The organism is Acidimicrobiales bacterium, from assembly GCA_041394185.1.
GTDB lineage: Bacteria > Actinomycetota > Acidimicrobiia > Acidimicrobiales > Poriferisodalaceae > JAAETH01.
Window position 1 is genome coordinate 45,347 of record JAWKIQ010000002.1, and the last position, 20,446, is coordinate 65,792.

General features: G+C 65.3%; 25 protein-coding genes. 15 read left to right on the plus strand and 10 right to left on the minus strand.

Annotation, left to right across the window (positions count from 1 at the left end; genetic code table 11):
• Window positions 1–42 precede the first annotated feature (42 nt).
• Window positions 43–1,011, plus strand: coding sequence for an aldo/keto reductase (locus R2770_07710; GenBank protein MEZ5280345.1), 969 nt, complete (start codon window positions 43–45; stop codon window positions 1,009–1,011).
• 11 nt (window positions 1,012–1,022) lie between these two features.
• The gene (locus tag R2770_07715; GenBank protein ID MEZ5280346.1) at window positions 1,023–1,508 is read left to right on the plus strand and encodes an isoprenylcysteine carboxylmethyltransferase family protein; all 486 of its coding nucleotides are present in this window, start codon (window positions 1,023–1,025) and stop codon (window positions 1,506–1,508) included.
• Here R2770_07715 and R2770_07720 read toward each other — a convergent pair.
• Complete coding sequence (locus tag R2770_07720; GenBank protein ID MEZ5280347.1) at window positions 1,447–1,920, minus strand: VOC family protein; 474 nt, start codon at window positions 1,918–1,920, stop codon at window positions 1,447–1,449. The two genes, R2770_07715 and R2770_07720, sit on opposite strands and share 62 nt — an antisense overlap.
• A 22-nt stretch (window positions 1,921–1,942) precedes the next feature.
• Between R2770_07720 and R2770_07725 the strand changes: the two genes are divergently transcribed.
• Window positions 1,943–3,127 (plus strand): MFS transporter, encoded by a 1,185-nt coding sequence (locus R2770_07725; GenBank protein MEZ5280348.1) that lies wholly within the window; start codon window positions 1,943–1,945, stop codon window positions 3,125–3,127.
• 4 nt (window positions 3,128–3,131) lie between these two features.
• Complete coding sequence (locus tag R2770_07730) at window positions 3,132–3,620, plus strand: pyridoxamine 5'-phosphate oxidase family protein (GenBank protein MEZ5280349.1); 489 nt, start codon at window positions 3,132–3,134, stop codon at window positions 3,618–3,620.
• Between the two features lie 15 nt (window positions 3,621–3,635).
• On the opposite strand, the gene R2770_07735 is transcribed toward R2770_07730, so the two are convergent.
• A complete protein-coding gene (locus R2770_07735) occupies window positions 3,636–4,436 on the minus strand; it encodes an SDR family NAD(P)-dependent oxidoreductase (GenBank protein MEZ5280350.1) in 801 nt (266 codons plus the stop codon).
• The gene (locus tag R2770_07740) at window positions 4,437–4,991 is read right to left on the minus strand and encodes a carboxymuconolactone decarboxylase family protein (GenBank protein ID MEZ5280351.1); all 555 of its coding nucleotides are present in this window, start codon (window positions 4,989–4,991) and stop codon (window positions 4,437–4,439) included.
• A gap of 57 nt (window positions 4,992–5,048) precedes the next feature.
• Between R2770_07740 and R2770_07745 the strand changes: the two genes are divergently transcribed.
• Window positions 5,049–6,053: a methyltransferase gene (locus tag R2770_07745; protein MEZ5280352.1), complete on the plus strand. Its 1,005-nt coding sequence runs from the start codon at window positions 5,049–5,051 to the stop codon at window positions 6,051–6,053.
• A 38-nt stretch (window positions 6,054–6,091) separates the two neighbouring features.
• On the opposite strand, the gene R2770_07750 is transcribed toward R2770_07745, so the two are convergent.
• Window positions 6,092–7,747 (minus strand): thiamine pyrophosphate-binding protein, encoded by a 1,656-nt coding sequence (locus R2770_07750; protein ID MEZ5280353.1) that lies wholly within the window; start codon window positions 7,745–7,747, stop codon window positions 6,092–6,094.
• Window positions 7,748–7,794: 47 nt separating this feature from the next.
• Between R2770_07750 and R2770_07755 the strand changes: the two genes are divergently transcribed.
• From R2770_07755 to R2770_07770, 4 genes are read left to right on the plus strand one after another with little or no spacing between them, the layout of a single operon-like run.
• On the plus strand, window positions 7,795–8,079 hold the full coding sequence (locus R2770_07755) for a hypothetical protein (GenBank protein MEZ5280354.1): 285 nt from the start codon (window positions 7,795–7,797) through the stop codon (window positions 8,077–8,079).
• A gap of 45 nt (window positions 8,080–8,124) precedes the next feature.
• Complete coding sequence (locus R2770_07760) at window positions 8,125–8,325, plus strand: hypothetical protein (protein MEZ5280355.1); 201 nt, start codon at window positions 8,125–8,127, stop codon at window positions 8,323–8,325.
• Window positions 8,322–9,326 carry a hypothetical protein gene (locus R2770_07765; GenBank protein MEZ5280356.1) on the plus strand — a complete coding sequence of 335 codons (1,005 nt, stop codon included), beginning with the start codon at window positions 8,322–8,324 and terminating at the stop codon, window positions 9,324–9,326. The genes R2770_07760 and R2770_07765 overlap by 4 nt, the downstream gene beginning before the upstream one ends.
• Before the next feature lie 55 nt (window positions 9,327–9,381).
• Entirely contained in the window at window positions 9,382–10,380 is a 999-nt protein-coding gene (locus R2770_07770; GenBank protein MEZ5280357.1) for an amidohydrolase family protein, read from the plus strand.
• Window positions 10,381–10,383: 3 nt separating this feature from the next.
• Here the strand turns inward: R2770_07770 and R2770_07775 are convergent, their stop codons facing one another.
• Window positions 10,384–12,390 carry an ATP-binding protein gene (locus tag R2770_07775; GenBank protein ID MEZ5280358.1) on the minus strand — a complete coding sequence of 669 codons (2,007 nt, stop codon included), beginning with the start codon at window positions 12,388–12,390 and terminating at the stop codon, window positions 10,384–10,386.
• Window positions 12,391–12,487: 97 nt separating this feature from the next.
• On the opposite strand from R2770_07775, the gene R2770_07780 reads away from it, so the two are divergent.
• Genes R2770_07780 through R2770_07790 form a run of 3 tightly spaced genes read left to right on the plus strand, consistent with a single transcriptional unit; the run spans window position 12,488 to window position 15,242 of the window.
• Window positions 12,488–13,735 (plus strand): cytochrome P450, encoded by a 1,248-nt coding sequence (locus R2770_07780; GenBank protein MEZ5280359.1) that lies wholly within the window; start codon window positions 12,488–12,490, stop codon window positions 13,733–13,735.
• A gap of 39 nt (window positions 13,736–13,774) precedes the next feature.
• On the plus strand, window positions 13,775–14,506 hold the full coding sequence (locus R2770_07785; protein ID MEZ5280360.1) for a DsbA family protein: 732 nt from the start codon (window positions 13,775–13,777) through the stop codon (window positions 14,504–14,506).
• Window positions 14,507–14,516: 10 nt separating this feature from the next.
• Entirely contained in the window at window positions 14,517–15,242 is a 726-nt protein-coding gene (locus tag R2770_07790) for an SGNH/GDSL hydrolase family protein (GenBank protein MEZ5280361.1), read from the plus strand.
• A 168-nt stretch (window positions 15,243–15,410) separates the two neighbouring features.
• Here the strand turns inward: R2770_07790 and R2770_07795 are convergent, their stop codons facing one another.
• Entirely contained in the window at window positions 15,411–15,593 is a 183-nt protein-coding gene (locus tag R2770_07795) for a hypothetical protein (GenBank protein ID MEZ5280362.1), read from the minus strand.
• 53 nt (window positions 15,594–15,646) lie between these two features.
• On the opposite strand from R2770_07795, the gene R2770_07800 reads away from it, so the two are divergent.
• Window positions 15,647–16,249 carry a hypothetical protein gene (locus R2770_07800; GenBank protein MEZ5280363.1) on the plus strand — a complete coding sequence of 201 codons (603 nt, stop codon included), beginning with the start codon at window positions 15,647–15,649 and terminating at the stop codon, window positions 16,247–16,249.
• A 12-nt stretch (window positions 16,250–16,261) separates the two neighbouring features.
• On the opposite strand, the gene R2770_07805 is transcribed toward R2770_07800, so the two are convergent.
• Genes R2770_07805 through R2770_07820 form a run of 4 tightly spaced genes read right to left on the minus strand, consistent with a single transcriptional unit; the run spans window position 16,262 to window position 19,274 of the window.
• Window positions 16,262–16,954: a hypothetical protein gene (locus tag R2770_07805; GenBank protein ID MEZ5280364.1), complete on the minus strand. Its 693-nt coding sequence runs from the start codon at window positions 16,952–16,954 to the stop codon at window positions 16,262–16,264.
• A 5-nt stretch (window positions 16,955–16,959) separates the two neighbouring features.
• Window positions 16,960–17,493 carry an RNA polymerase sigma factor gene (locus R2770_07810; GenBank protein ID MEZ5280365.1) on the minus strand — a complete coding sequence of 178 codons (534 nt, stop codon included), beginning with the start codon at window positions 17,491–17,493 and terminating at the stop codon, window positions 16,960–16,962.
• A 57-nt stretch (window positions 17,494–17,550) separates the two neighbouring features.
• Window positions 17,551–17,997, minus strand: coding sequence for a hypothetical protein (locus R2770_07815; GenBank protein ID MEZ5280366.1), 447 nt, complete (start codon window positions 17,995–17,997; stop codon window positions 17,551–17,553).
• 47 nt (window positions 17,998–18,044) lie between these two features.
• Entirely contained in the window at window positions 18,045–19,274 is a 1,230-nt protein-coding gene (locus R2770_07820) for a methyltransferase (protein ID MEZ5280367.1), read from the minus strand.
• A gap of 55 nt (window positions 19,275–19,329) precedes the next feature.
• Between R2770_07820 and rpe the strand changes: the two genes are divergently transcribed.
• Window positions 19,330–20,010 carry a ribulose-phosphate 3-epimerase gene (gene rpe, locus R2770_07825; GenBank protein ID MEZ5280368.1) on the plus strand — a complete coding sequence of 227 codons (681 nt, stop codon included), beginning with the start codon at window positions 19,330–19,332 and terminating at the stop codon, window positions 20,008–20,010.
• The gene (locus R2770_07830) at window positions 20,007–20,432 is read left to right on the plus strand and encodes a hypothetical protein (GenBank protein MEZ5280369.1); all 426 of its coding nucleotides are present in this window, start codon (window positions 20,007–20,009) and stop codon (window positions 20,430–20,432) included. Before rpe ends, R2770_07830 begins: the two co-directional genes overlap by 4 nt.
• Window positions 20,433–20,446: the final 14 nt, after the last annotated feature.

The window sequence follows — 20,446 nt, forward strand, 5'->3', positions numbered from 1 at the left end:
CACCAGGCCGATGCCAGGCCGAATCGTCAGGGGGCGAGTTCGATGAAATACACCAAGCTGGGCAACACGGGCCTGGACGTCTCGAAGGTCTGTCTCGGATGCATGAGCTTCGGCGAACCGGCCGCGGGCACGCAGGGCTGGTCGCTGGACGAACAGACCAGTCGCCCTTTCATCGAGCGAGCGCTCGAATTGGGCATCAACTTCTTCGACACGGCCAACGCCTATTCGTTGGGCAGCAGCGAAGAGATCGTCGGGCGGGCGCTGGCCGACATGGCCAACCGCGACGAAATCGTCCTCGCCACCAAGGTCTTCTTCCCGATGCATCAGGGGCGAAACGCGGTGGGGTTGTCTCGCAAGTCGATCCTGGCCCAGGTCGACCACAGCCTGAAGCGCCTGGGCACCGAATACATCGACCTCTATCAGATCCACCGCTGGGACCCGCACACTCCCATCGAGGAGACCATGGAGGCACTGCACGAAGTAGTGAAGGCCGGCAAGGTCCGCTACATAGGTGCCTCATCGATGTGGGCATGGCAGTTCAGCAAGGCGCTCTACACCTCGGAACTGCACGGCTGGTCGAAGTTCGTCAGCATGCAGAACCACTACAACCTGCTGCAGCGCGAGGAAGAGCGCGAGATGATGCCGCTGTGTGCCGATCAGGGAATCGGCGTGATCCCTTGGAGCCCGCTGGCGAGGGGTCGCCTGACCCGCGATTGGGACGAGCAGACGGCTCGAACCGAGTCCGATGTGCGGGGCCTCAACCGCTATGACGAGTCGCGCGACCGGGCCATAGTCGAACGCGTTGCCGACATCGCCGAGGCTCGCGGGGTGCCGCGGGCCCAGGTGGCTCTGGCCTGGGTCATGTCCAACCCGGTCGTGACCGCCCCCATCGTGGGTGCCACCAAGATCTCCCACATCGAAGACGTTGTCTCCGCCGTCGACATCGAACTGTCGGCCGACGAGCGCGCCGCACTGGAAGAGCCATACACACCGCGCGACAACATCTTCTGAATGGGCATGCTGTGAACAAGACCACTATCGGCTGGGCCTGGGTCGCTGTGCAGGCCGTACTGCTGGTGACGTTGGTGTTCTTGCCCTCAGGCAACGATTGGCCCCGTTCGCAAGCCTTGTCGGCAGCGGCCGGCGTGTTGTTCTTCGTCGGGGTGGCGGTGATGCTGATCTCGGCTCTGCGGCTCGGGCGTTCGCTCACCGCCACACCGGTGCCTGTGGCCGGGGGTTCGATGGTCAGCGACGGTCTGTACCGCTGGATGCGACACCCCATCTACACGGGTGTCATGGCTCTGGTGGTGGCCATCGCGCTCCGGAGCCGAAGCTGGCCGACCGTGGCCGTCGCGCTGGCCACCATCGCCTTCTTCAATCTCAAGGCTCGGTGGGAAGAGGCTCGCCTGGCAGAGCACTACCCCGACTACCAGCGCTATGCGGCAGTCACGTCGCGTTTTGTCCCCACACCTCTTGTGCTGCGGCGTACACGCCCTGATCGTGGCTGAACTCGACCGTGTTTCCGTCTGGATCGGTGAGCATGCAGATGTAGCCGACAGGGTCTGGCATCTGGGTCGGAGGCAACGACAGGCAACCGTCGGCACGGGCGATGGCCGCGACCTCGTCGACCTGGGCTCTGGTGGGCATCTCGAAGCCCAGGTGGGCAAACGGCCCCAGAACCGCTTTGGGCACCGCACGATACGGATCGGTCTCGGGGAAGAACTCGGCCACTACCAGCACGAACGGATGCTCGACCTGGTCGCTCATGGCCAGCCAAGCACCATGGCCATAATCGTCAGAGCGCCGCGCCAACAGTTCGAGTGGCGTGTAACGCCGGTACCAGTCGATGGTTGCGTCGATGTCGCCGACACGTAGGGCAACGTGGGTCCATCTGGTCGATGAAGGTCCCGGTCGATCCATGCTCCAACCGTAGACTCCGCCGATGCCGCGACGCAGGGGTACATCTCGTGAAGTACTGGCCCTGGGCATAGTCACCATCACCGCCTACGGCTCGTGGATGTATGGCTACGGCGTTCTGATAGACGCCATTCGAGACGACACCGGCTGGTCGACGACCCTGCTGGGCGTCACCTATGGCATCGCCCAGGCGATCACAGCCGTTGGCGCGTTCTTCGGCGGCCGGCTTCTGGACCGCGTCGGGGCGTCTGGGCCCTTCGGGCTTCAGGCAACGCTGGGCGCCGGCCTGTTGCTTGGCGCTACGTGGACCACCCAGCCGTGGGCCTTCGCCTTGGCGTACGGCCTGGGCGGCGGCATCGTCGGTGCTACCGGCTTCTACCACGTGACCACCGTGGTGGCAGCCAGATCTGCGCCAAACGAACCCGAACGAGCCATCGCCAGCCTGACCATCGTCGGCGCGTTCTCGAGCCCCATCTACCTCCCATTGACCACCTGGATGCTCAGCTCGTGGCATTGGCGCTCTGTGGGACGTGCTTTGGCCGCGTCGTGCCTTGCCGGGGCCTTGGTGGGGCTCACCGCCGTGCGCGGCGGCAAGACAACGGGCGCCAGCGGACCATCGCCCAAGCCCCTGGCAGCGATCCGCAAGGCCTTGGCGAGCCGACCGGTGCGCAACATGTTGATCGGCTTCGTGACGACGTGGATCGCGTTCTCGTCAGTCATCGTCTATCAAGTGCCCATCCTCACCGCCTCGGGGCTGACGCTGGGCACCGCCGGCGTGGTCGCCGGGCTTCGGGGCCTGTGCCAGATACTGGGGCGCGTCGGCCTGATACGTGCCGTCAACCGATTCGGCTCGGGTGCGTTGCTGCGCGCCGCCTATTGGTCGGCTGCTGTGGGGCTGGCTCTGCTGCCCGTGGGTTCGTTGGTCGCCGGGGTGGCCTTCGCCGTCATCGCAGGCGCCGCCATCGGAGCCACCTCGCCGCTGCAAGCGATACATGCCCGCAACCGCTTCGACGCCGACGATCTGGGGCTGCTGATGGGCATGCAGGGCGCCGCCGCAGGCCTGGCCGGTGCCCTGGGGCCCATCTTCGGCGCGGTCATCCACGACTCCGCCGGCAGCTGGAACCCCACCGTGCTGATGGGAATAGCGGGGCTGGTCGTCGGCGGCATCCTGATCGGATCGGGCGAGGCCAACGAGGTGGCGCGAGACTGAGCCGATGCCTGGACTGTCACAATCGGAGCTCGAGTCGTTCTTGGACGAACCCGGTCATCTCTTGAGGCTGGGAACCGTCGGCACCGACGGATTACCACGTGTGGTGCCGATCTGGTTCATCCACCGCAACGGCAAGCTGTGGTTCACCCCCAGAGCCCGATCGGCTTGGTTCGACGATCTGCGCAAGAACCCGGGCGTGTGCTGCACCATCGACGAGTCGGGCGGCCTGCTGCGCAAGGTCATCGCAAGAGGAACGGCCACCATCGAACACGAGGTGGGCAACGACGACGCATGGCGCGACCTGTATCGCGACATCACCATGAGGTACGTGCCCGAATCGTTTGGCGAGGCCTACCTGACCGACACCCACGACGAACCTCGAGGCCTGGTGTCGCTGCAACTGGCGGGCGCCCAGGTGTCGACCTGGCGAATGCCCGGCAAGGGCGAGGACAAGCTGGCCGTGTGGGCGCCCAAGTACTACCACCGCGCCTGACAGGCCGGCCGACGATCACCCGATCATGGCCGACTGTCCCCCATCCACCGGCAAGATCACGCCGGTGATGAAACGAGCCTCGTCCGAGGCCAGGAACAGCGCCGCGTTGGCCACATCCCACGCATCGCCCATGGTGCGGCCCAGCGGCACCTGAGCGTTGCGGCGCGCCACCAGCTGCTCGCGGTCGTGGCCGGCCGTCACGTAACCCTCGATGGCCATCGGCGTGTTCATGAGACCGGGCATGATTGCGTTGGCTCTGATGCCGTAACGGGCGTTGCCGGTTGCCAGGGCATGGGTGTAGGCGTTCAGAGCGGCCTTCGAGGTCTTGTACGCGACGATGTTCGCGGCGCACACGGCAGCTATCGAAGAGATGTTGACTATCGCTCCCGAGCCCGCCTTTCGCATCACCGGCAGCACCTTGGTGCAGGTCATCATGACGCCCTTCAAGTTGACGTCGAAGATGTGATCCCACACCGCCGGGGTCATCCTCGACGTCGACGTGTCGCCTGTGCCTATGCCCACGTTGTTGTGCAGCACGTCGATGCGGCGATACCGCTCGACCGCAGTGGCAGCGATCGACTCGCAGTCGGCTTCCGAGGTGATGTCGGCCGCCAGAACCGACGATTCGCCTGCGTCGGGCCCCATCATCTCGACCGTCTCGGCCGCCGAGTTGGGGTCCTTGTCGACGACCAAGACCGTGGCGCCCTCCTGGGCAAACCTGATGGCCGTGGCCCGGCCGTTGCCCATGCCTTCTCCGGGGGTCTGGCCGCCTCCCACCACCACGGCGACCTTGCCCGCCAGTCTGCCCTCGCCCATCTAGACGTCCCAGCCCGGCAGCCCAGGATCGGGCTGCACCCCAAACGAGTTGAGGGCCATCGACACCAGGTTGTACTGGCCGACGGTGAACACCAGATCCATCATCTGTTCGGTCGAGTAGTGGTGCGACAGTGCGTTCCAGGTCGTGTCCGACACGAACGCGTCTTCGTGTAGCTCGTCGGTGGCACGCAGGATCAGCGCCTCGAGCTCGCCCCATTCAGGCGCGTCCCGCCCAGCCTGGATATTGCGGATCTCCTCGTCGGTGATGCCCGCCTGGCGGGCGATGATCACGTGCTGGCCCCACTCGTAGCCCGCCTTGCAAAGCCAACCGATTCGCAGGATGGCGATCTCGCGATCACGTGCCGACAGGGTCGACTTGGCCAGGACGTGGTTGGCGAACACCATCCACCGCCGTGCCAGGTCGGGATGATTGCCCAGCGTGCGGAAGATGTTCAGCACCCGCCCCGTGTCACGAAACGGTCGCATCACCGCCGCAGCTTCTTCGCTGCAGTCGTCTGGGTCGAGTGCTGGGATGCGTGGCTCGTCGAGTCTCATGACGGCCATTGTCGCCCGAAGTGACGTTCGGCACATCATCTGCGCGACACTGCACAAATGAGCAACGACAAGGTCGACACCACAAGGCTTCAGAAGCTGGCCAGGGCCTATACCGAGACAGCCGTGTTCTACTCGGCCATCGATCTGGAGCTGTTCACCCACGTGTCCAACGGGGCGGGCAGCATCGATCAGTTGGCAGCGGCGATGGGAACCAGCGAACTGAACGCCGAGCGGCTGGTGGTCGTCTGCCTGGCGATGGGTCTGCTCGACAAAGACGAAAGCGGCCGAATCGTCAACGCCGCCGACTGTGAGAAGTTCATGGTGAAGGGGTCACCTCGATACGCCGGGCCATGGATGACCTTCACCCGCCACGAGGTGCCCGACTGGTTCGACCTGACATCCAAGCTGACCGACCCCACCCCGCCCAGCGAGCTGGGCATGTACGACGACCTCACCGTCGAGCGGGCCCGCAAGTATCACTCGGCCACCTACAGCATCGGGATGGGAGCCGGACGCAGGTTCTGTCGCACCGTCGACCTCAGTGGGCGCAAGCGCATGCTCGACCTGGGCGGTGGTTCTGGCGCCTATTCCATCAACGCCGTTCAGTCGTTCGACGGGCTGGAGGCAATCGTCTTCGACCTGCCACCCGTGACGGTGGTTACGCAGGAGTACCTCGAACAAAACGCCGTCGCGGATCGGGTGTCGACCGTGGGCGGTGACTTCATCAACGATCCGCTGCCTCAGGGTTGCGACGTGGCGGTGATGGCATCGAACCTGCCTATCTACAACTCGGCCAACATCGCCAAGGTCGTGGCCAAGACCTTCGAGGCCCTCGAGCCCGGCGGCGAGATGCACCTGATCGGCGAGACCCTGAACGCCGATGGCATCGGCCCTCTGGACGCCGCGCTCTGGGGAATGGCCGAGATCAACTACGGCAGCGGCGGACGCTCGCACTCGATCACCGAGTGCATCGGTTACTTCGAGGCCGCCGGCTTCGTCGACGTACACAACGTCGACTTCGTTCCCGGCGTGCTCACCCGCACCACCGGCCGCAAGCCCTGACCGCCCTCGTCAGGTGCGCGGCGCCCGTCCGGGGCCGGTCAGCCTTGCCAAGGGCGCAACACCGGGGCCCAGGGGTCGGGGGTCGCGCCGATGGGAACGTCGATCAGGGCGGGGCGGCGTGCCTGGATCGCCTGGTCGAGCATGCGTCGTAGCTCGTCTGGTGACTCGGCGCGATAGCCGTCCATGTCGTAGGCGCGCGCCAGCGTCAGCATGTCGGGGTTGAACAGCTCGGTGCCATGGTGATCGCCATCGAACTGCTGGCGATGCATCCGTTGCACGTTGCCGAAGGCGTCGTCCCTGAACACCACACCCACCAGTGGGATGTCGTGGTTCATCACCGTTGCCATCTCGGCCAACCCATAGCCAAATCCGCCGTCGCCGTTGATCGACACCACGGCACGATCGGGGTTGCCGACAGCAGCCCCGATGGCGGTGGGGTATCCGTAACCCAACGTGCCCTGATAACCCGGGTCGACATAGCTGCGACGGTGCCTGACCTCGAAGCCATACCGCGACACATACCCGACCTGGGTCAGTTCGTTGACCAGCACGGCGTCGTCGGGCATCGCCTGACGCAGGGCCGCCACATACGACATCTGCGGCTCCAACCCCGCGAGTCGTTCGTGAGCCCTGGCCTTGACGTCGTCGAGATCGTCGATCCAGAGCCGACGATGGTCGCCACCCGTCTCGCGCTCGATCTGCTCGGCAAGCACGGCCAGGCTCGTGCGGGCGTCTCCCAACACCGCCAGGTCGAAGTCGCGTGGCGGACCGAAGGCGTTGGGGTCGTCGTTGATCGATATCTGGAATGCGTCGGGGTTGATCTTCAACGCACCCGCTCGGGGGCTGACCGTGCGGCTGCCGACAACCAGCACCGCGTCGGCCCGCCACATCAGCTCGTGATGGGCGAGGGGCAACAGAGCATTGGCGTGGCCCTCGTCGAACGATCCCTTTCCGCCAGTACTGGCGATCAGAGGCGCTCCCAGCAGTTCTGCCGCGCGGTGCAGTTCGTCCCAGGCGTCGGCGGCTCGGGCCCCGCCGCCTGCATAGATGACGGGTCGCTCGGCCGCCAGCAAGCGTTCGGCCGCCGCGGCAAGCTCTGTCGCGGAACCACCGGCAGGGGTCCCCGAGGGTTCGGCACCGATGGCAGCCCCGTCGGTCTGGGCCGACAACACGTCGGGCGGAATCTCCACGGCCACCGGGCCAGGACCCTTGCCCAACTGCACGAAGGCCCCGTGAATGGCACCTGCGACCTCACCGGCCGAGCGGGTCAGCACCGACGATCGGCACAGGGTCTGCAAGATGCCCGACTGGTCGGGGATCTCGTGCAACAGTCCCAGCCCCTTACCCAGGCCATGGCTGGGAATCTGACCCGACAGCAGCAGCACCTTCGACGAACAAGCCAGCGCGGTCACCAAACCTGCGGCCGCGTTCAACACCCCGGGGCCCGGGACCACCAAGGCCACGCCGATTCGACCCGTCGTGCGGTGGTACCCGTCTGCCGCGTAGGTCGTGGTCTGCTCGTGCCTGGCGTTTATCAGGGTGATCTGGTCTCGGTACGCGGCCAGCCCGTTGGTGGCGTAGTCGAGTTGCACGCCGGGAATGGCGAATACATGGGTGACCCCCTCCTCGACCAGCTGGCGGGCCATCGCCACGCCACCCGTGACCTCGTTTGATGCTCGATCAAGACCACTCATGGCGGTCGACCATAGTGCCCGACGCCGGGGCAACTAGTTTCGAGAACATGAGCATCGCTTTCGTAGATCCGCGGGCCGACGTCGCGACCGAGCCGACGGCCTACGAGCTTCGGCTCGACACCAGCAACCAGGTCACTATCGGACTGTTGGCCAACGGGTTCCCAGACTCTGTCGCCTTCCTCGATCACGTCGAGGCCGCCTTGGCCGATCTGTTGCCCAATGCCGGATTCCGACGCTACGACAAGGGCGACGCGTCTTCGATCGCCTCGGACCAGATGCTGTCGACCATCGCCGCCGAGTGCTCGGCGGTGGTGGCGGCATACGGCCATTGAGGCAGCTGCACAACCGGCACGGTTCGTGACGGATTGAACTCGGCCATGCGAGGCCTGCCCGCTGTTGCCCTGGTGACCGACGAGTTCTGGGCGCAGGGCGATTTCGTGGCCAACGCATTTGGCATGCCGACCGTGCCGCGCGTGCGCCTGCCGCATCCGGTGGCGGGCACGGGCTCGGGCCGCATGCAGGCGATCGCCCGCGATGTGGCACCCCACATCGTTGCGGCGCTGGAGGCCAGGCCATGATCGAGGCACCCGACGAATACGCGGCGATCGAGATGCTGCACGAGATGGGCTGCACCGACGGTCTGCCGGTCATCGTGCCGACGCCCCAGCGAGTCGAGCGCATGGTCGTCGCCACCGGCTATCCCCCCGACGCATCGCTGGGGATCATGGGGCCGATGATGGGAACCTGCACGGTCGAGAAGCTGGCGGCGGCGGCCGTCATGGCCGGTTGCCTGCCCGACCACATGCCGATCGTGTTGGCAGCGGCGATGGCGGTCATGCAGCCCGAGTTCGATCTCACCGAGATGCAGGCCACGACGTTCGGAACCGCACCGCTGATCATCGTCAACGGCCCTGCCGCCCAAGCGTGTGGGGTCGCGGCGGGTTTCGGCGCGCTGGGGCCTGGCCACAGGGCCAACGCATCCATCGGCCGCGCTCTGAGGTTGGCCATGATCAACATCGGAGGCGGCAGACCCGGATCGTCCGACATGACGCTGCTGGGCCACGGCGGCAAGTTCGGCCAATGCCTGGCCGAAGACCAGCGCAGCCCTTGGGCGCAGCTGCACACCACCCGCGGGTTCACGGCCGAGCAGTCGGTGGTCACCGTCATCGGTACTGAACCGCCGCATTCGGTGATCCACATCGGAGACGGTGACGACCCCGAATCGCCCAACCGTTTGATCGACGGCCTGGCGGCGATGCTGGCCGCCCCCGGCACGAACAATGCGAACCTCGGGCGCGGGCAGGCGGTGGTGGTGATCAACCCCGACCAGGTCGACCACCTGCACCGGGCCGGACACACCAAGGCATCAGTCGCCGAGCGAATATTCGAGCGCGCTCTGATGCGCAACGGCAAGCCTGCGTTCGGTTCACCAGACGACGTGTTGATCGTGGCTGCCGGAGGTGGAGGGCTGTACTCGTTCGTGTTCCCGACCTGGTGCGCTGGAACACACCGCAACCGTGCCGTCAGCGTCGAGGTCGAGATCGGACAGGCCTGCGAGGTGCCCTGGGCCACCGCCTGAGCAGGCGTCGACGCAAATGCCTATGCAAACTGGCGCGTCTGGGAGAATCAGTTTCATGGAACCAGGTTCTAACGAGTGGCTCGCCCAGGTCGTCGAAGACATCGTCGACCCCGATCAGCGCATCATCGACCCACACCACCACCTGTGGGGCCCCGACGGGCGCATTCCGTACACCCTCGAGCAACTGCACTCCGACACCGAATCGGGCCACAACGTGGTCGCCACCGTGTTCGTCGAGTGCAGGTCGAATTACAGGACCGATGGCCCCCAGCACCTGCGCCCCATCGGCGAGACCGAGTTCGTCGCCGCCAACGCGGCCGCCAGCGCCCGCTCTGGCAAGGCCGAGATCAAGGGCATCGTCGCCCACGCCGACCTCAGGCTCGACGAGCTAGACGAGGTTCTCGATGCCCACGCCGAGGCCGGCGGATCGCTGTTCAAGGGCATACGCCACGCCGGCAGCCGGGCGATCGACCCCACGGGCATGCGCATTCCAGGCGCGGCGCCCGAAGGTCTCTACGAAGACGCCGCCTTTCAGCGCGGAGTTCGGCGGCTGGGCGAGCTGGGCCTCACCTACGACACCTGGCAGTACCACTATCAGCTCGACGAGCTGACCCATCTGGCGGCCGCAGCGCCGGCAACGACCATCGTCCTCGACCACCTGAGCACCCCCCTGGGCGTCGGGCGTTTCGCCGGCTGCCACGACGAGATCTACCCGGTGTGGAAGGCTGGAATCGCGGCCTTGGCCAAGTTCCCCAACGTCGTCGCCAAACTCGGCGGCATGGCGATGCCAGACAACGGGTTCGGCTGGGACACCGCCGAACGGCCACCGACCTCAGATGAGTTCGTTCAGGCCCAGGAACGCTGGTACTTGCACATGATCGATTGCTTCGGCCCCGACCGCTGCATGTTCGAGAGCAACTTCCCCGTCGACAGATGGTCGATTTCGTACCACGTCATGTGGAACGGCCTGAAGAAGATCGCAGCCAGCTTCGACGACACCGAGCGGGACCGCATGTTCTACGGCACCGCCGCCGATGTGTACTCCATCGGCTGAAGGTCAGTCGTCGACCCGGTTCTGGAAACGAGCCAGGGCAGACTCGAGCTGGGGCCAGCCCACCGTCATCGCACCGTGATCGCCTCGCAGTGTGTCGAGTGCTGCCTCGCGCAGCAGTCCGGCCATGTCGGCAAAGCTCAATCCCTCGCACCGCCGCGCCAGTTCGTCGAGATCGACGTCTTCGGCCAGGGGCACATCTGACAGGTCGAGCATCTTGCGACGCGACTCGGCAGGCGGCAGACCAAGTTCGATGTGCACCTCGAAACGCCCGGCGCGTCGCAGTGCCGGGTCGATCAGGTCGGGCCTGTTCGTCGCGGCGATCACCGCCACCTGACCTCTGTCCGACACGCCATCCAGCTCGGTCAACAGTGCAGCCACCACAGAGTCAGACACCGTCGAGGACGAGCGCCCCCTGACCGGGGCCAGAGCATCGAACTCGTCGAAGAAGATGATCGAAGGTGCCGCTGCCCGGGCCCGGGCGAACACCTCACGAACCCCGCGCTCGCTCTCGCCCACATACTTGTCGAGCAGCTCGGCACCCTTGATCGAGAAGAACGCTGCGCCGGCCTCGTGGGCCAGGGCTTTCACCACAAAGGTCTTACCTGTGCCGGGCGGGCCGTACAGCAGCACGCCCTTTGGCGGCTCGATGCCGAGCTGGACAAAACGGTCGGGGTTGGCCACCGGCCAGATCACCGCCTCGGTCAGGCGCTGCTTGACATCCTCGAGGTTGGCCACCTTGTCGAACCCGAACGAGGTCATCTCGCCAACCGGGACCGACCCCAAAGAGGGAGTCACCACCCTGATCGACTCGAGGATCAGCTCGGTCGAGAGCCGGCCTCCGGCGCGGGCGATGACGGTTGAGGCCTGCACCACCGAGGCCATGATGTCGGCGCCCGAGAACCCCGACGAGGCGGCTGCCAGCCGTGCCGAATCGAGTTCGTCGGTGGGCAACCGAGCGGTGGCAGCCTCGAACAGCAACCTGCGCCTGTCGACATCGGGTGGCGGGATGGTTATCGAACGCGGCAGCAGGGGCGACGTGACAACCGATGTATGGAGCTGCCCCAGCGAGGTCACGCCCAGCACACATGCGAGCCTGGGCTTGTCGGCCACAGCATCGAGGAACCACCTGAGAATGGCCGCGGCCTGAGTCCTGAACGTGATCAGCGTGCCGTCGCCCGTGATCGCTTCGAGCCGATCCACGTGTATCACGGTGGGACCGTCTGCCGATTCGATGGCCGCCGACAGCTTGTCGAGCAGGCTCTCGGCCTTGAACACCAGCGTCAGGTCGATCTCGACCACCTTGCAGCCGGCTCTGGCCGCAGCCGCCGCCACGAGCTCGGACTTGCCGCAACCGTTGGGACCGGCCAGCAGCACTCCGGCCACCTCGGGAAGACCCCACGACCCGGCCAGGTCGGTGGGGCCTGCAAGCAGCGAGAACCAGCCCGTCAACAGATCGACCTCGTTTTCGAGACCGGCCAGCAAGGCGGTCGCCATCGACGGCTTGGCGGGGCCGCCGACAACGGGGGCACCGCTGATGGACGGCGAGCCCACCCGAACCGATGTGGTCGACCGCTCGGTGGTCACCAGCGTTTGCGCGCCGATCAGCCCGACGCCGTCGGGCACCACCTCCAGAACCCGCAGGTTGACATCTTCGCCGCCCTGCAGATAGGCGCCGTGAACCTTCAGCGAGTCGCCCGCTGTGGCCGGCCTGCCGTGAAGTGCGTGAAGCACGCCATGAAGGTCGGGGGGCAGATCGTCGACCACCAGCCGTTCTGCGGGTCCCAGCACCTTGCGCTTGATGTCCACAGGCGATCCGACACCGAGGCCCGAGTTGGCCAGGTCCCTGGCTCCGACCATCAGATACGAAGGTGAGGCGACCTCGCCGGGTTTGACCAGTACATGGGTCGAACCCAGGGTCACGATGCCGCCGGCCGGAAGTCCCAGTGCCCTCAGCATCGTGGGGTCGGCCACAGCCACCTCGACATCGCCGGACCGCACCACGAACTTCACGGCAACAACCTCGCCAGGCGACCCAACGGCTCTTCACACATGCCGACAGTGTGGCCTGCCCCGACTAGTTTGTGCGACCAGAACAGGGGCGAGAAACATGGAAACCCAGCGATCTCCTTACGCACCGGACTTCATCGATGTGAACCTCTGGGACCCGGCGACGTTCAAGTCCGGACCTCCCTATGGCGAGTTCGCGAAGCTCCGCGAGGCCGCCCCGGTGGCGTGGCATCCAGAGCCACCGCGCCGTGAAGGTGGCAAACACGGACCGGGCTTCTGGTGTGTCACCAGCCACGAGGGAATACGCACGATCTCGCTCGATCCCACCACCTACTCGTCTTGGCTGGGCGGGTTCACCGGAGCCGACATATCGGGGGCCATTCTCGAAGAAACCCGAATGAACCTGATGGCGATGGACCCGCCCGATCACACCCTGTTTCGCAACTCGATCCGCGAACCGTTCGGCTCGAAGGGTGTTGCAGGGCTGACCGAAGCCATAGCCCGATACTGCGACGACGTCGTCGCCGGGCTAGAGGGTCTCGATCGTTTCGACTTCGTCGAGATGGTCGCGTCGGAGCTGCCGCTGCTGACCCTGTCGCACATCCTCGGTGTCAAGGCCGAAGATCGGCGCCAGTTCTATGACTGGAGCAACAAGATCATCGGCAACCACGACCCCGACTTCGGTGGCACCGTGCAGGACTTCCTGCGCGCCAAGGACGAGCTGTTCGCATACGGCAGAGCCGTCATCGCCGACCGCCGGGCGGCCCCGGGCGACGACCTGGTCAGCGCCTTCATCAAGTCCGAGATAGAAGGCGAACCCCTAACCAACGAACGAATAATCATGCTCTGGTACCTGCTGTTGGTGGCAGGCAACGAGACGACGCGGTCGTCTTTGACCGGCTGCATGCAGATGCTCAGCGAGTTTCCCGACCAACGCGAGTTGTTGATGTCGGACCTCGATCGGTACCTCCCGGGTTTTGTCGAGGAGGCCCTTCGCTATACCAACCCGGTGCTGCACTTCAGACGCACGGCGACGGTCGACCACCACCTGCTTGGGGCCGACATCAAGGCGGGCGACAAGCTGCTGATGTGGTATCCGGCGGCCAATCGTGACCCGGCGATGTTCGACCGACCCGACGAGTTCGACATCACCCGCGAGCCCAACCATCACCTGGCGTTCGGCATCGGCACACACTTCTGCCTGGGCGCCAGGCTGGGACGCCTGCAGATCAAGATGATGCTCAGGGCGCTGCTGGAGGCCTATCCCTCGATAGATGTCACCGCACCCGCCACGCGGGCGCACTCCAACTTCTTGAACTGCGCAAAGACCCTGCCCGTGCGGGTCTGAGCGGGCGGTTGCAACCCCCGACGCTTGTATGGTCATCACATGTCCAACGCCAACGGCTCCGATCACTACGACCTCGAGTTCTTCTGGGACCCGGTTTGCCCGTTTGCATGGATCACATCGCGCTGGGTCAACAAGGTCGTCCAGCAGAGAGGCCTCACCGTCGACTGGCGTTTCATCTCGCTTCGCATAATCAACAAAGACGTCGACTACGCAACCCACTTCCCGCCCGAATACGAGGCCGGCCACACAGCAGGGCTGCGCATGTTGCGCACCGCGGCGGCCGTGAGGGCCGCTGTGGGCCGCGACGTGTTGGGCGGGCTCTACACCGCCATGGGCTCGCAGGTGTTCGACAGTTACCCGACCGACGACCGAGTGCCGCCGGGTAGCCGCCAGGCCATCGAGTCGGCACTCGAGACAGCGGGCCTCGCTCTGTCGTTTGCCGAGGCCGCAGATGACACGTCATGGGATGCCGAACTGGAAGCCGAGACCGATCTGGCGTTCTCGCGCACTGGTCGCGACGTGGGCACACCGATCCTGTCGCTCAATCCACCCGATGGCCCGTCGTTCTTCGGCCCCGTCATCAGCCGCGTCCCAACCGACGAGGACGCACTGAGGCTGTGGGACGCCGTGGTCACGATGGCATCGTTCCCCGGCTTCGCCGAGATGAAGCGCAGCCTTCGAGAGCGGCCACAGTTGCGGGCTTTCGGAGCCGAGCCCGGCGAGGCTGCGATCGTCGAGGACTGGAAGGCCGGCAGCCGCCGCTGGGACTGACCAGAAGCCCGTGGAAGAGACCGAACAGCCGCGGCTGCCTACCCTGCGGGTCAAGCGCAAACCCTGGAACCTGGCTCGCATCGCTTCGATCTTCCTGAGCGGTGTTCGCGAGGTCGACTCACAACGCGAACCCTTCGCTCGGTACTGGGATCAGCAGAACGAGTTGGCGCTTGCATCGCCAGGACCTCTATGGGTTGCCCTGGGCGACTCGGCCACCCAGGGCGTGGGCGCCAGTTCACCCCAGACTGGCTGGGTGCCCGAGGTTCTGGCCCGCTTGCGCGAAACCTTCGACCCCAGTTGGCGCGTGGTCAATCTGTCCATGACAGGTGCTCGAATGTTCCACGTTGTCGACGAGCAGATACCACTCATCGACCGCTTCGACCTCGAGCCCGCCCTGGTCACTTGCATGATCGGCACCAACGATTTCATCGCAGGAGCCAGGGCCGAAACGATGCGAGAAGATGCCGAGTCGCTCGTGACGTCTTTGCCCGCGGGCACACTGCTCGGCAAGATCGCAGGGCCTGGCGGCCGAGCTCGAAATCGTGCGATTCGCGGTCCGTTCGCCGCGGCCGCAGACAAGGGCGACGTGACGTTGTTCGAGCCCTACCGGTGGCCCGAGCGGTCCAACACCTTGGCCGCCGATCGCTTCCACCCCGGCGACAAGGGCTACCGCTTCATCGCCGACGGGGCTTGGCGAGCCATCGCAGCCAAGCTGGGCGAGCCCCTAGAGGGTTGACCCTCCGGTTCGGCATCAGCCGAGCCGGGTGGGAGGACAGACATGGCCACCGAACCGGGGGTCTCGACAGAGACTCGCGTCAAACGACCCTTGGTCGCAAGCGCGAATTTGGGCGCGACAAAATAGGAGGACCCGAAACCCGAGCGCTGCGACCGGCTGGTCGCAGGCTCAGGCCTCGTGGTCGACGAGGCTCTCGCGCATCAGCTGAAGTTGTTCGTCGAGCTCGCGGAGCCGTCCCTCAGAACGCGCGAGTCGATCCACGACCTCGGCAGTGGTGGCAGACAGGACAAATGCCCTGAGAGCCTCTCGCTGCTGTGATGTTGGCGGGATCTCGCCGACCGCAGTGACCATGATGGTCCTCCCAATTGCCAGTTGAGAGGACGATCGGGCGCTTCTGGGGACAGGTGAACCGGAAGTTCTCCTTGCGGCTCTTCACGACATGCGGCTACGGTCCGTGGCCGCCAGAGCTGGGTGGGACCAATCTGGAGGAGATCGCTGTGCGGCGGTACCTGCTGATCATCGCGGCCCTGGCCGTATCCGTCCCAATGCTCGCGTTCGGAAAGAACTCGTGGTCATCGGCCGAGGAGCAAGAACACTGCATTGCGGTGGTACTCGGCCAAAACGACGACGGCGAGTTCGTCCTTTCCGAGCCCGAGTGCACCACCGGCTCCTTCGACAGCCTTGCGGCGTCGGTTGGTGTAGGCCAGTGGGCCTCCGAGGGAGAGGTTGCCGCGGGAGCCCGCTACGCAACACTCGCCCGCCACTGGGAGGGAAGCAACTACTCGGGTTCGAGCTTGTCGATCGCGGGCTCCAGCTGCAGCGGTGGGTGGCTCAACCTTCCGAGCAATTGGGTCAACCGCATCAATTCGACCGTCACGTACGGCAGCGGATGCGACCGGGTCAAGCACTTCGACAGCTACGCCCTGAGCGGCAGCTATCAAAGCACCTGGCCCAACGGCAACCTCAGCTACATGATCGACCGGGCGAACTCGGTGCAGTACCTGTAGGGCTCTGGTTCGCTAGCAGTTCTGGTCCGAGAGAGGGATGTCGAAGAACACGTAGACGGTTGAGCCCTGGGTGAGTGCGTCAGCAACCACCGACGTCTCGGCCACGTCGAACCCGTCGGGTATCGACACCTCGAATCCGGCACCTGCGGCAACCCTCCTGGCCTCGGCCAGGGACAAACCCCTGACAGCACAGCGCATGTCTAGTCCGGGGAGGAGCTGGGTTTCGTTCTCGGCCGCCGGCGTGGTCACCAAGATGGTGCCAGTAGCGCCGGCGGCCAGTTCGATCTGGGTACCCGTGTTGTCGAGCGCCGGGTCGCGGTCGACCAGGGTCATTCCGTCGCCCTCTGGCAACAGCCGGCCGGCCACTGGGCCCCGCACGGGGTACGAGTCGACCTCGATGTCGAGCTCTGCTTTACGCAGCAGAGCCCTCAGCTCGTCGATCATCTCGCGCTCGGACGCTCCCGCGTTGACCCCTAAGGAGGCTCCTCCGCCGGAACCCGCCTCGATCCATGCGGCCGGCGGCGCATCGGCTGACAGGGTCGACACGCCAATCCAGGAGGCGACGACGGCCAGAAACGAAGCCGACAGCAGCATCGCTGTCAGCCGGCGACGACGGGTCTTGGCCTGGCGTGGCGCAACCACCTGAACGTGGTGTTTGGCAAGAGCCCAGGCAAAAGGATCGGTCCGAAGTTCGTCTGCTGCCACCGAGGTCAGCCCCCTTCACCCATCTCGAGCCGATCGCGCACCCGCGACTTGGCCCGTTGCATCATCTTCTTTGTTGCTTCGCGGCTGCGACCGATCATCTCGGCCACCTCCTCGGTGGTGTGTCCGCCTCCGTAACCCATCACCAGGGCCAGCGCCTCATCATCGGACAACTCGTCGAGGGCTGCGTACAGGTCGGAGTATTCGACGATGGCTTCGAGACGGCTGTCGGCGACAGGCATGGCCAGGCCCACATCGTCCGATGCCGGGGTTTCGACCATACCCCGCTTGCGCCACCTGGCCAATTCGTGCCTGGCGATGGTGAAGACCCAGGCCTTCGGAAACTCGACCTCGGCACGATTGGGTTTGACGGCCCACTGGAATGCAAGTGCCATGGCCTCGTTGGCCAAGGCGTGGGCGGTACCGGCATCGTGGGTACGCCGGAACATCCAGCCTGCTACGTCGAAGAAATGGCGACGATAGAACTCGGGAAACGCCCACTGCTCGTAAGGGACGGCAGCGAGGAGCTCGGTGTCGGTCATCGAACTCAGGTCTCGAGATCTGCGGGCGTTCCCGCCGGCCCACCGCCTCCTCATCGCTCAGCCCTCCGCCTCTCCGATCGCAGCGACAACACGTTCGGCCTCCGACCGAACTCGCTGAAGTCGTTCCTCGGTCACCGGAAGATCGAGCCCCACCCTGGCGGTCGCCTCGGAACGAAGCACGCCGGTGCTGCGAAAGTCGTCGAGAAGCTGAAGTGTCAGCTCGTAGATCCATGCGGGCGGATCGATTATCGACTCGCGGTCGCGTTCGATGGCGTGTTCGAGCCCTATGGCCATGGCCTCGTTGGCGATGGAATGCGCAATCTCGACATCGCCGACACGCGTCATGACAAAGCCGGCGAGTCCAAAGAAGTGCCGCCGGTAGAACTCCGGAAATGCCCACTGGTCGAGCGGCGCCATGGCGATCAGGTCAAAATCCGACTTGGCCGCGAACTCGCCCTGGTCGGGGCGCGGTTTTCGCTCGAGTCTCTTGGGTGCCCACCTCATGTTCTGTGAGTGTACGCCCAGTGACCGGATGCAGTGCGAATGTGCATTCATCGACCACCAAAGACAGACACAACCTCTACGTGCGACGTCTGCGGGAACAGATCGAGCACGTCTGCCGAAAGCAACTGGAAACCCGCTTGTGCCAACAGCCTGGCATCTCGGGCCAGCGCGCCCGCGTCGCACGAGACCAGCACCACCGACTCGGGCTGCATGTCGGCCACGACCTTGGCCCCTTTGGCTCCCAAACCCGACCTGGGAGGATCGGCGATGACCACCGATGACCGGGCAGGGCGCAAACGCTCGACCTTCGTGGCGATGACTCTCGCCTGCACATCGGAGAGATTGACTCGAGCATCGGCCACCGCCGATCGGTTCGATTCGACCACCAGCCACTCGGCTCGGGGAGCCATCGAAGCCAGGGCCTTGGTGAACACACCAACCCCGCCGTAGAGGTCGGCAACTCGGCTAGAGGCCGCAAGCTCGTTACCGACCCGCTGAGCGATCGTGTCGACCAACAACTCGACTGCGGCCGGCCCCGACTGGAAGAACGCACCCGCCGATAGCCGAAATCGTTGTCCAGCCGCTTGCTCGTAGATCCAGGCGCGCCTGCCGGCGCGAATCTCGTCGGCACCCACAATCGTGACCGAATCTGGCGCATCGATGTGTTCGACAGATGGGTGCACCACGGCCAGCGAAACGCCATCGGCACCGCTATGGCGAACCATGACCTCGTCGGCCCCGCCCCAATCGACCTCGGCGACCCACCCGAGCCCGTCGTGCAGCACACCACAAGACCCGAACGGCACAACCTCAGCCGATCGGCTCCGCTTGAAGCCGGCACGCCCACCGGTGATCGACAACCGAGCAGAGGTCCGGTAGTGACGGTCTGGAACCGAGCCCGCATGCTCGACCTCGATCGAGGCTCCCACGCTGCGGTCAAGCACCTCGGCGATCAGACCAACCTGGTGTCGGCGCCGAGCGGCCGCTTCGACATGTTGCCAATCGCATCCGCCACAGCCCTCCGCCCGGTGGGGGCACCAGGGTTCGACCCGAATCGGCGAGGGCCGAGCGATCTCGACGGCCTCGGCCTCGACGTATCTGCGCTTCTGCGACAGCAGCGAGACGAGCACCATGTCGCCGGGAACTGCACCATCGACGAAGGCGACCCGACCATCGTCGAGCCGCGCCACTCCCCTGCCCCCGACCGCGAACGACTCGACCGCGACAATCGATCCGTCGACGGCGGAGATTGGCTTGTCGGCGGCTCCCGAAGTCACGATCGGGACGATACTGTCCAGCGAACCACCCGTCGTCACAGCAGGATTCCGACCAATGACGCCCCCCGTTCAGATCGTCCCGTCCGTCTTGCCCGCCGACTTCGCCCGGCTTGGTACCGAGTGCATGGCTCTGGCCCAAGCGGGCGTAGACAAGATCCAATGGGATGTCATGGACGGGCATTTCGTGCCGAACCTGACCTTCGGTCCCGACGTCATCGCAGCGGCGCGATCGCACGTCGACGTGCCGTTCGAGGCACACCTGATGGTCGAACGCCCCGACGATCTGATGCACCTGTATGTCGAGGCCGGCTGCCAGATGTTGATCATCCACGCCGAGACCACACCGCACCTGCACCGCACGTTGTCGCGCGTTCGCGAGCTGGGTGCCGAGGCCGCGGTGGCACTCAATCCGTCGACTCCAGTGACTGCAATCGAAAACGTGCTCGATCTGCTGGACATGGTTCTGGTGATGACGGTGAACCCCGGATTCGGGGGTCAGGCCTACATCTCAACAATGGAGCCCAAGATCAGTAGGGTCCGCGAAATGCTCGACCGAGGCGGCTTCGAGGACGTCTCGGTCGAGGTCGATGGCGGCATCAGCGCTTCGACCATCGCAGGTGCCTCCGCGGCCGGAGCCAATGTGTTCATCAGCGGGAGTGCATTGTTCAAGTACCCGGAGGGTCTTGCATTCGGCGTCGCCGATCTGCGCTCGCGCGCCGAGGCCGCCAGGCCGTGAGGTCGTTCCCTGTGGCCCGTTGCGCTCTCGCGGTGGTGCTGGTGGGTGTGCTGGCGTCGTGCAGCGACGGCGGTCGCAGCCTCGAGGCGTTCTGCGACCAGCTCGACGTGATGCAAGAGGCCGACGTGAGCTTCGGTCAGATCGATCTCGACGACAGCGTTGCGGTGCACGAGTCGTTGTCAGAGTTCAGCGACCACTTCGAACGGCTGGCAGAGGTGGCCCCAGACGACATCAGCGAGCAGACGGCAGCAGTGGCACGCTTCGGTGTGGCTCTGGCCGAAGCGGCTCTGAATGCGAACCCAGACGACCCGTTCGACCGTGCAGCCCTGCTGGCCGACGCCACCACGGCCGAGCCGGACGCGCCGGCTGCCATGGAGCAGATAGCCGCCTACGCAGCTCGAAACTGCGCCGCGGCCCCCTGAGGGCCGCGGCGACA

What these genes read in the sequence shown, in the direction of transcription:
- R2770_07725 (MEZ5280348.1), top strand. Translation starts at nt 1,943, where the DNA reads ATGCCGCGACGCAGGGGTACATCTCGTGAAGTACTGGCCCTGGGCATA.
- R2770_07750 (MEZ5280353.1), bottom strand. Translation starts at nt 7,747, where the DNA reads ATGAGTGGTCTTGATCGAGCATCAAACGAGGTCACGGGTGGCGTGGCG.
- R2770_07765 (MEZ5280356.1), top strand. Translation starts at nt 8,322, where the DNA reads ATGATCGAGGCACCCGACGAATACGCGGCGATCGAGATGCTGCACGAG.
- R2770_07730 (MEZ5280349.1), top strand. Translation starts at nt 3,132, where the DNA reads ATGCCTGGACTGTCACAATCGGAGCTCGAGTCGTTCTTGGACGAACCC.
- R2770_07770 (MEZ5280357.1), top strand. Translation starts at nt 9,382, where the DNA reads ATGGAACCAGGTTCTAACGAGTGGCTCGCCCAGGTCGTCGAAGACATC.
- R2770_07740 (MEZ5280351.1), bottom strand. Translation starts at nt 4,991, where the DNA reads ATGAGACTCGACGAGCCACGCATCCCAGCACTCGACCCAGACGACTGC.
- R2770_07810 (MEZ5280365.1), bottom strand. Translation starts at nt 17,493, where the DNA reads ATGACCGACACCGAGCTCCTCGCTGCCGTCCCTTACGAGCAGTGGGCG.
- R2770_07815 (MEZ5280366.1), bottom strand. Translation starts at nt 17,997, where the DNA reads ATGAGGTGGGCACCCAAGAGACTCGAGCGAAAACCGCGCCCCGACCAG.
- R2770_07735 (MEZ5280350.1), bottom strand. Translation starts at nt 4,436, where the DNA reads ATGGGCGAGGGCAGACTGGCGGGCAAGGTCGCCGTGGTGGTGGGAGGC.
- R2770_07785 (MEZ5280360.1), top strand. Translation starts at nt 13,775, where the DNA reads ATGTCCAACGCCAACGGCTCCGATCACTACGACCTCGAGTTCTTCTGG.
- R2770_07745 (MEZ5280352.1), top strand. Translation starts at nt 5,049, where the DNA reads ATGAGCAACGACAAGGTCGACACCACAAGGCTTCAGAAGCTGGCCAGG.
- rpe (MEZ5280368.1), top strand. Translation starts at nt 19,330, where the DNA reads ATGACGCCCCCCGTTCAGATCGTCCCGTCCGTCTTGCCCGCCGACTTC.
- R2770_07780 (MEZ5280359.1), top strand. Translation starts at nt 12,488, where the DNA reads ATGGAAACCCAGCGATCTCCTTACGCACCGGACTTCATCGATGTGAAC.
- R2770_07795 (MEZ5280362.1), bottom strand. Translation starts at nt 15,593, where the DNA reads ATGGTCACTGCGGTCGGCGAGATCCCGCCAACATCACAGCAGCGAGAG.
- R2770_07720 (MEZ5280347.1), bottom strand. Translation starts at nt 1,920, where the DNA reads ATGGATCGACCGGGACCTTCATCGACCAGATGGACCCACGTTGCCCTA.
- R2770_07710 (MEZ5280345.1), top strand. Translation starts at nt 43, where the DNA reads ATGAAATACACCAAGCTGGGCAACACGGGCCTGGACGTCTCGAAGGTC.
- R2770_07755 (MEZ5280354.1), top strand. Translation starts at nt 7,795, where the DNA reads ATGAGCATCGCTTTCGTAGATCCGCGGGCCGACGTCGCGACCGAGCCG.
- R2770_07760 (MEZ5280355.1), top strand. Translation starts at nt 8,125, where the DNA reads ATGCGAGGCCTGCCCGCTGTTGCCCTGGTGACCGACGAGTTCTGGGCG.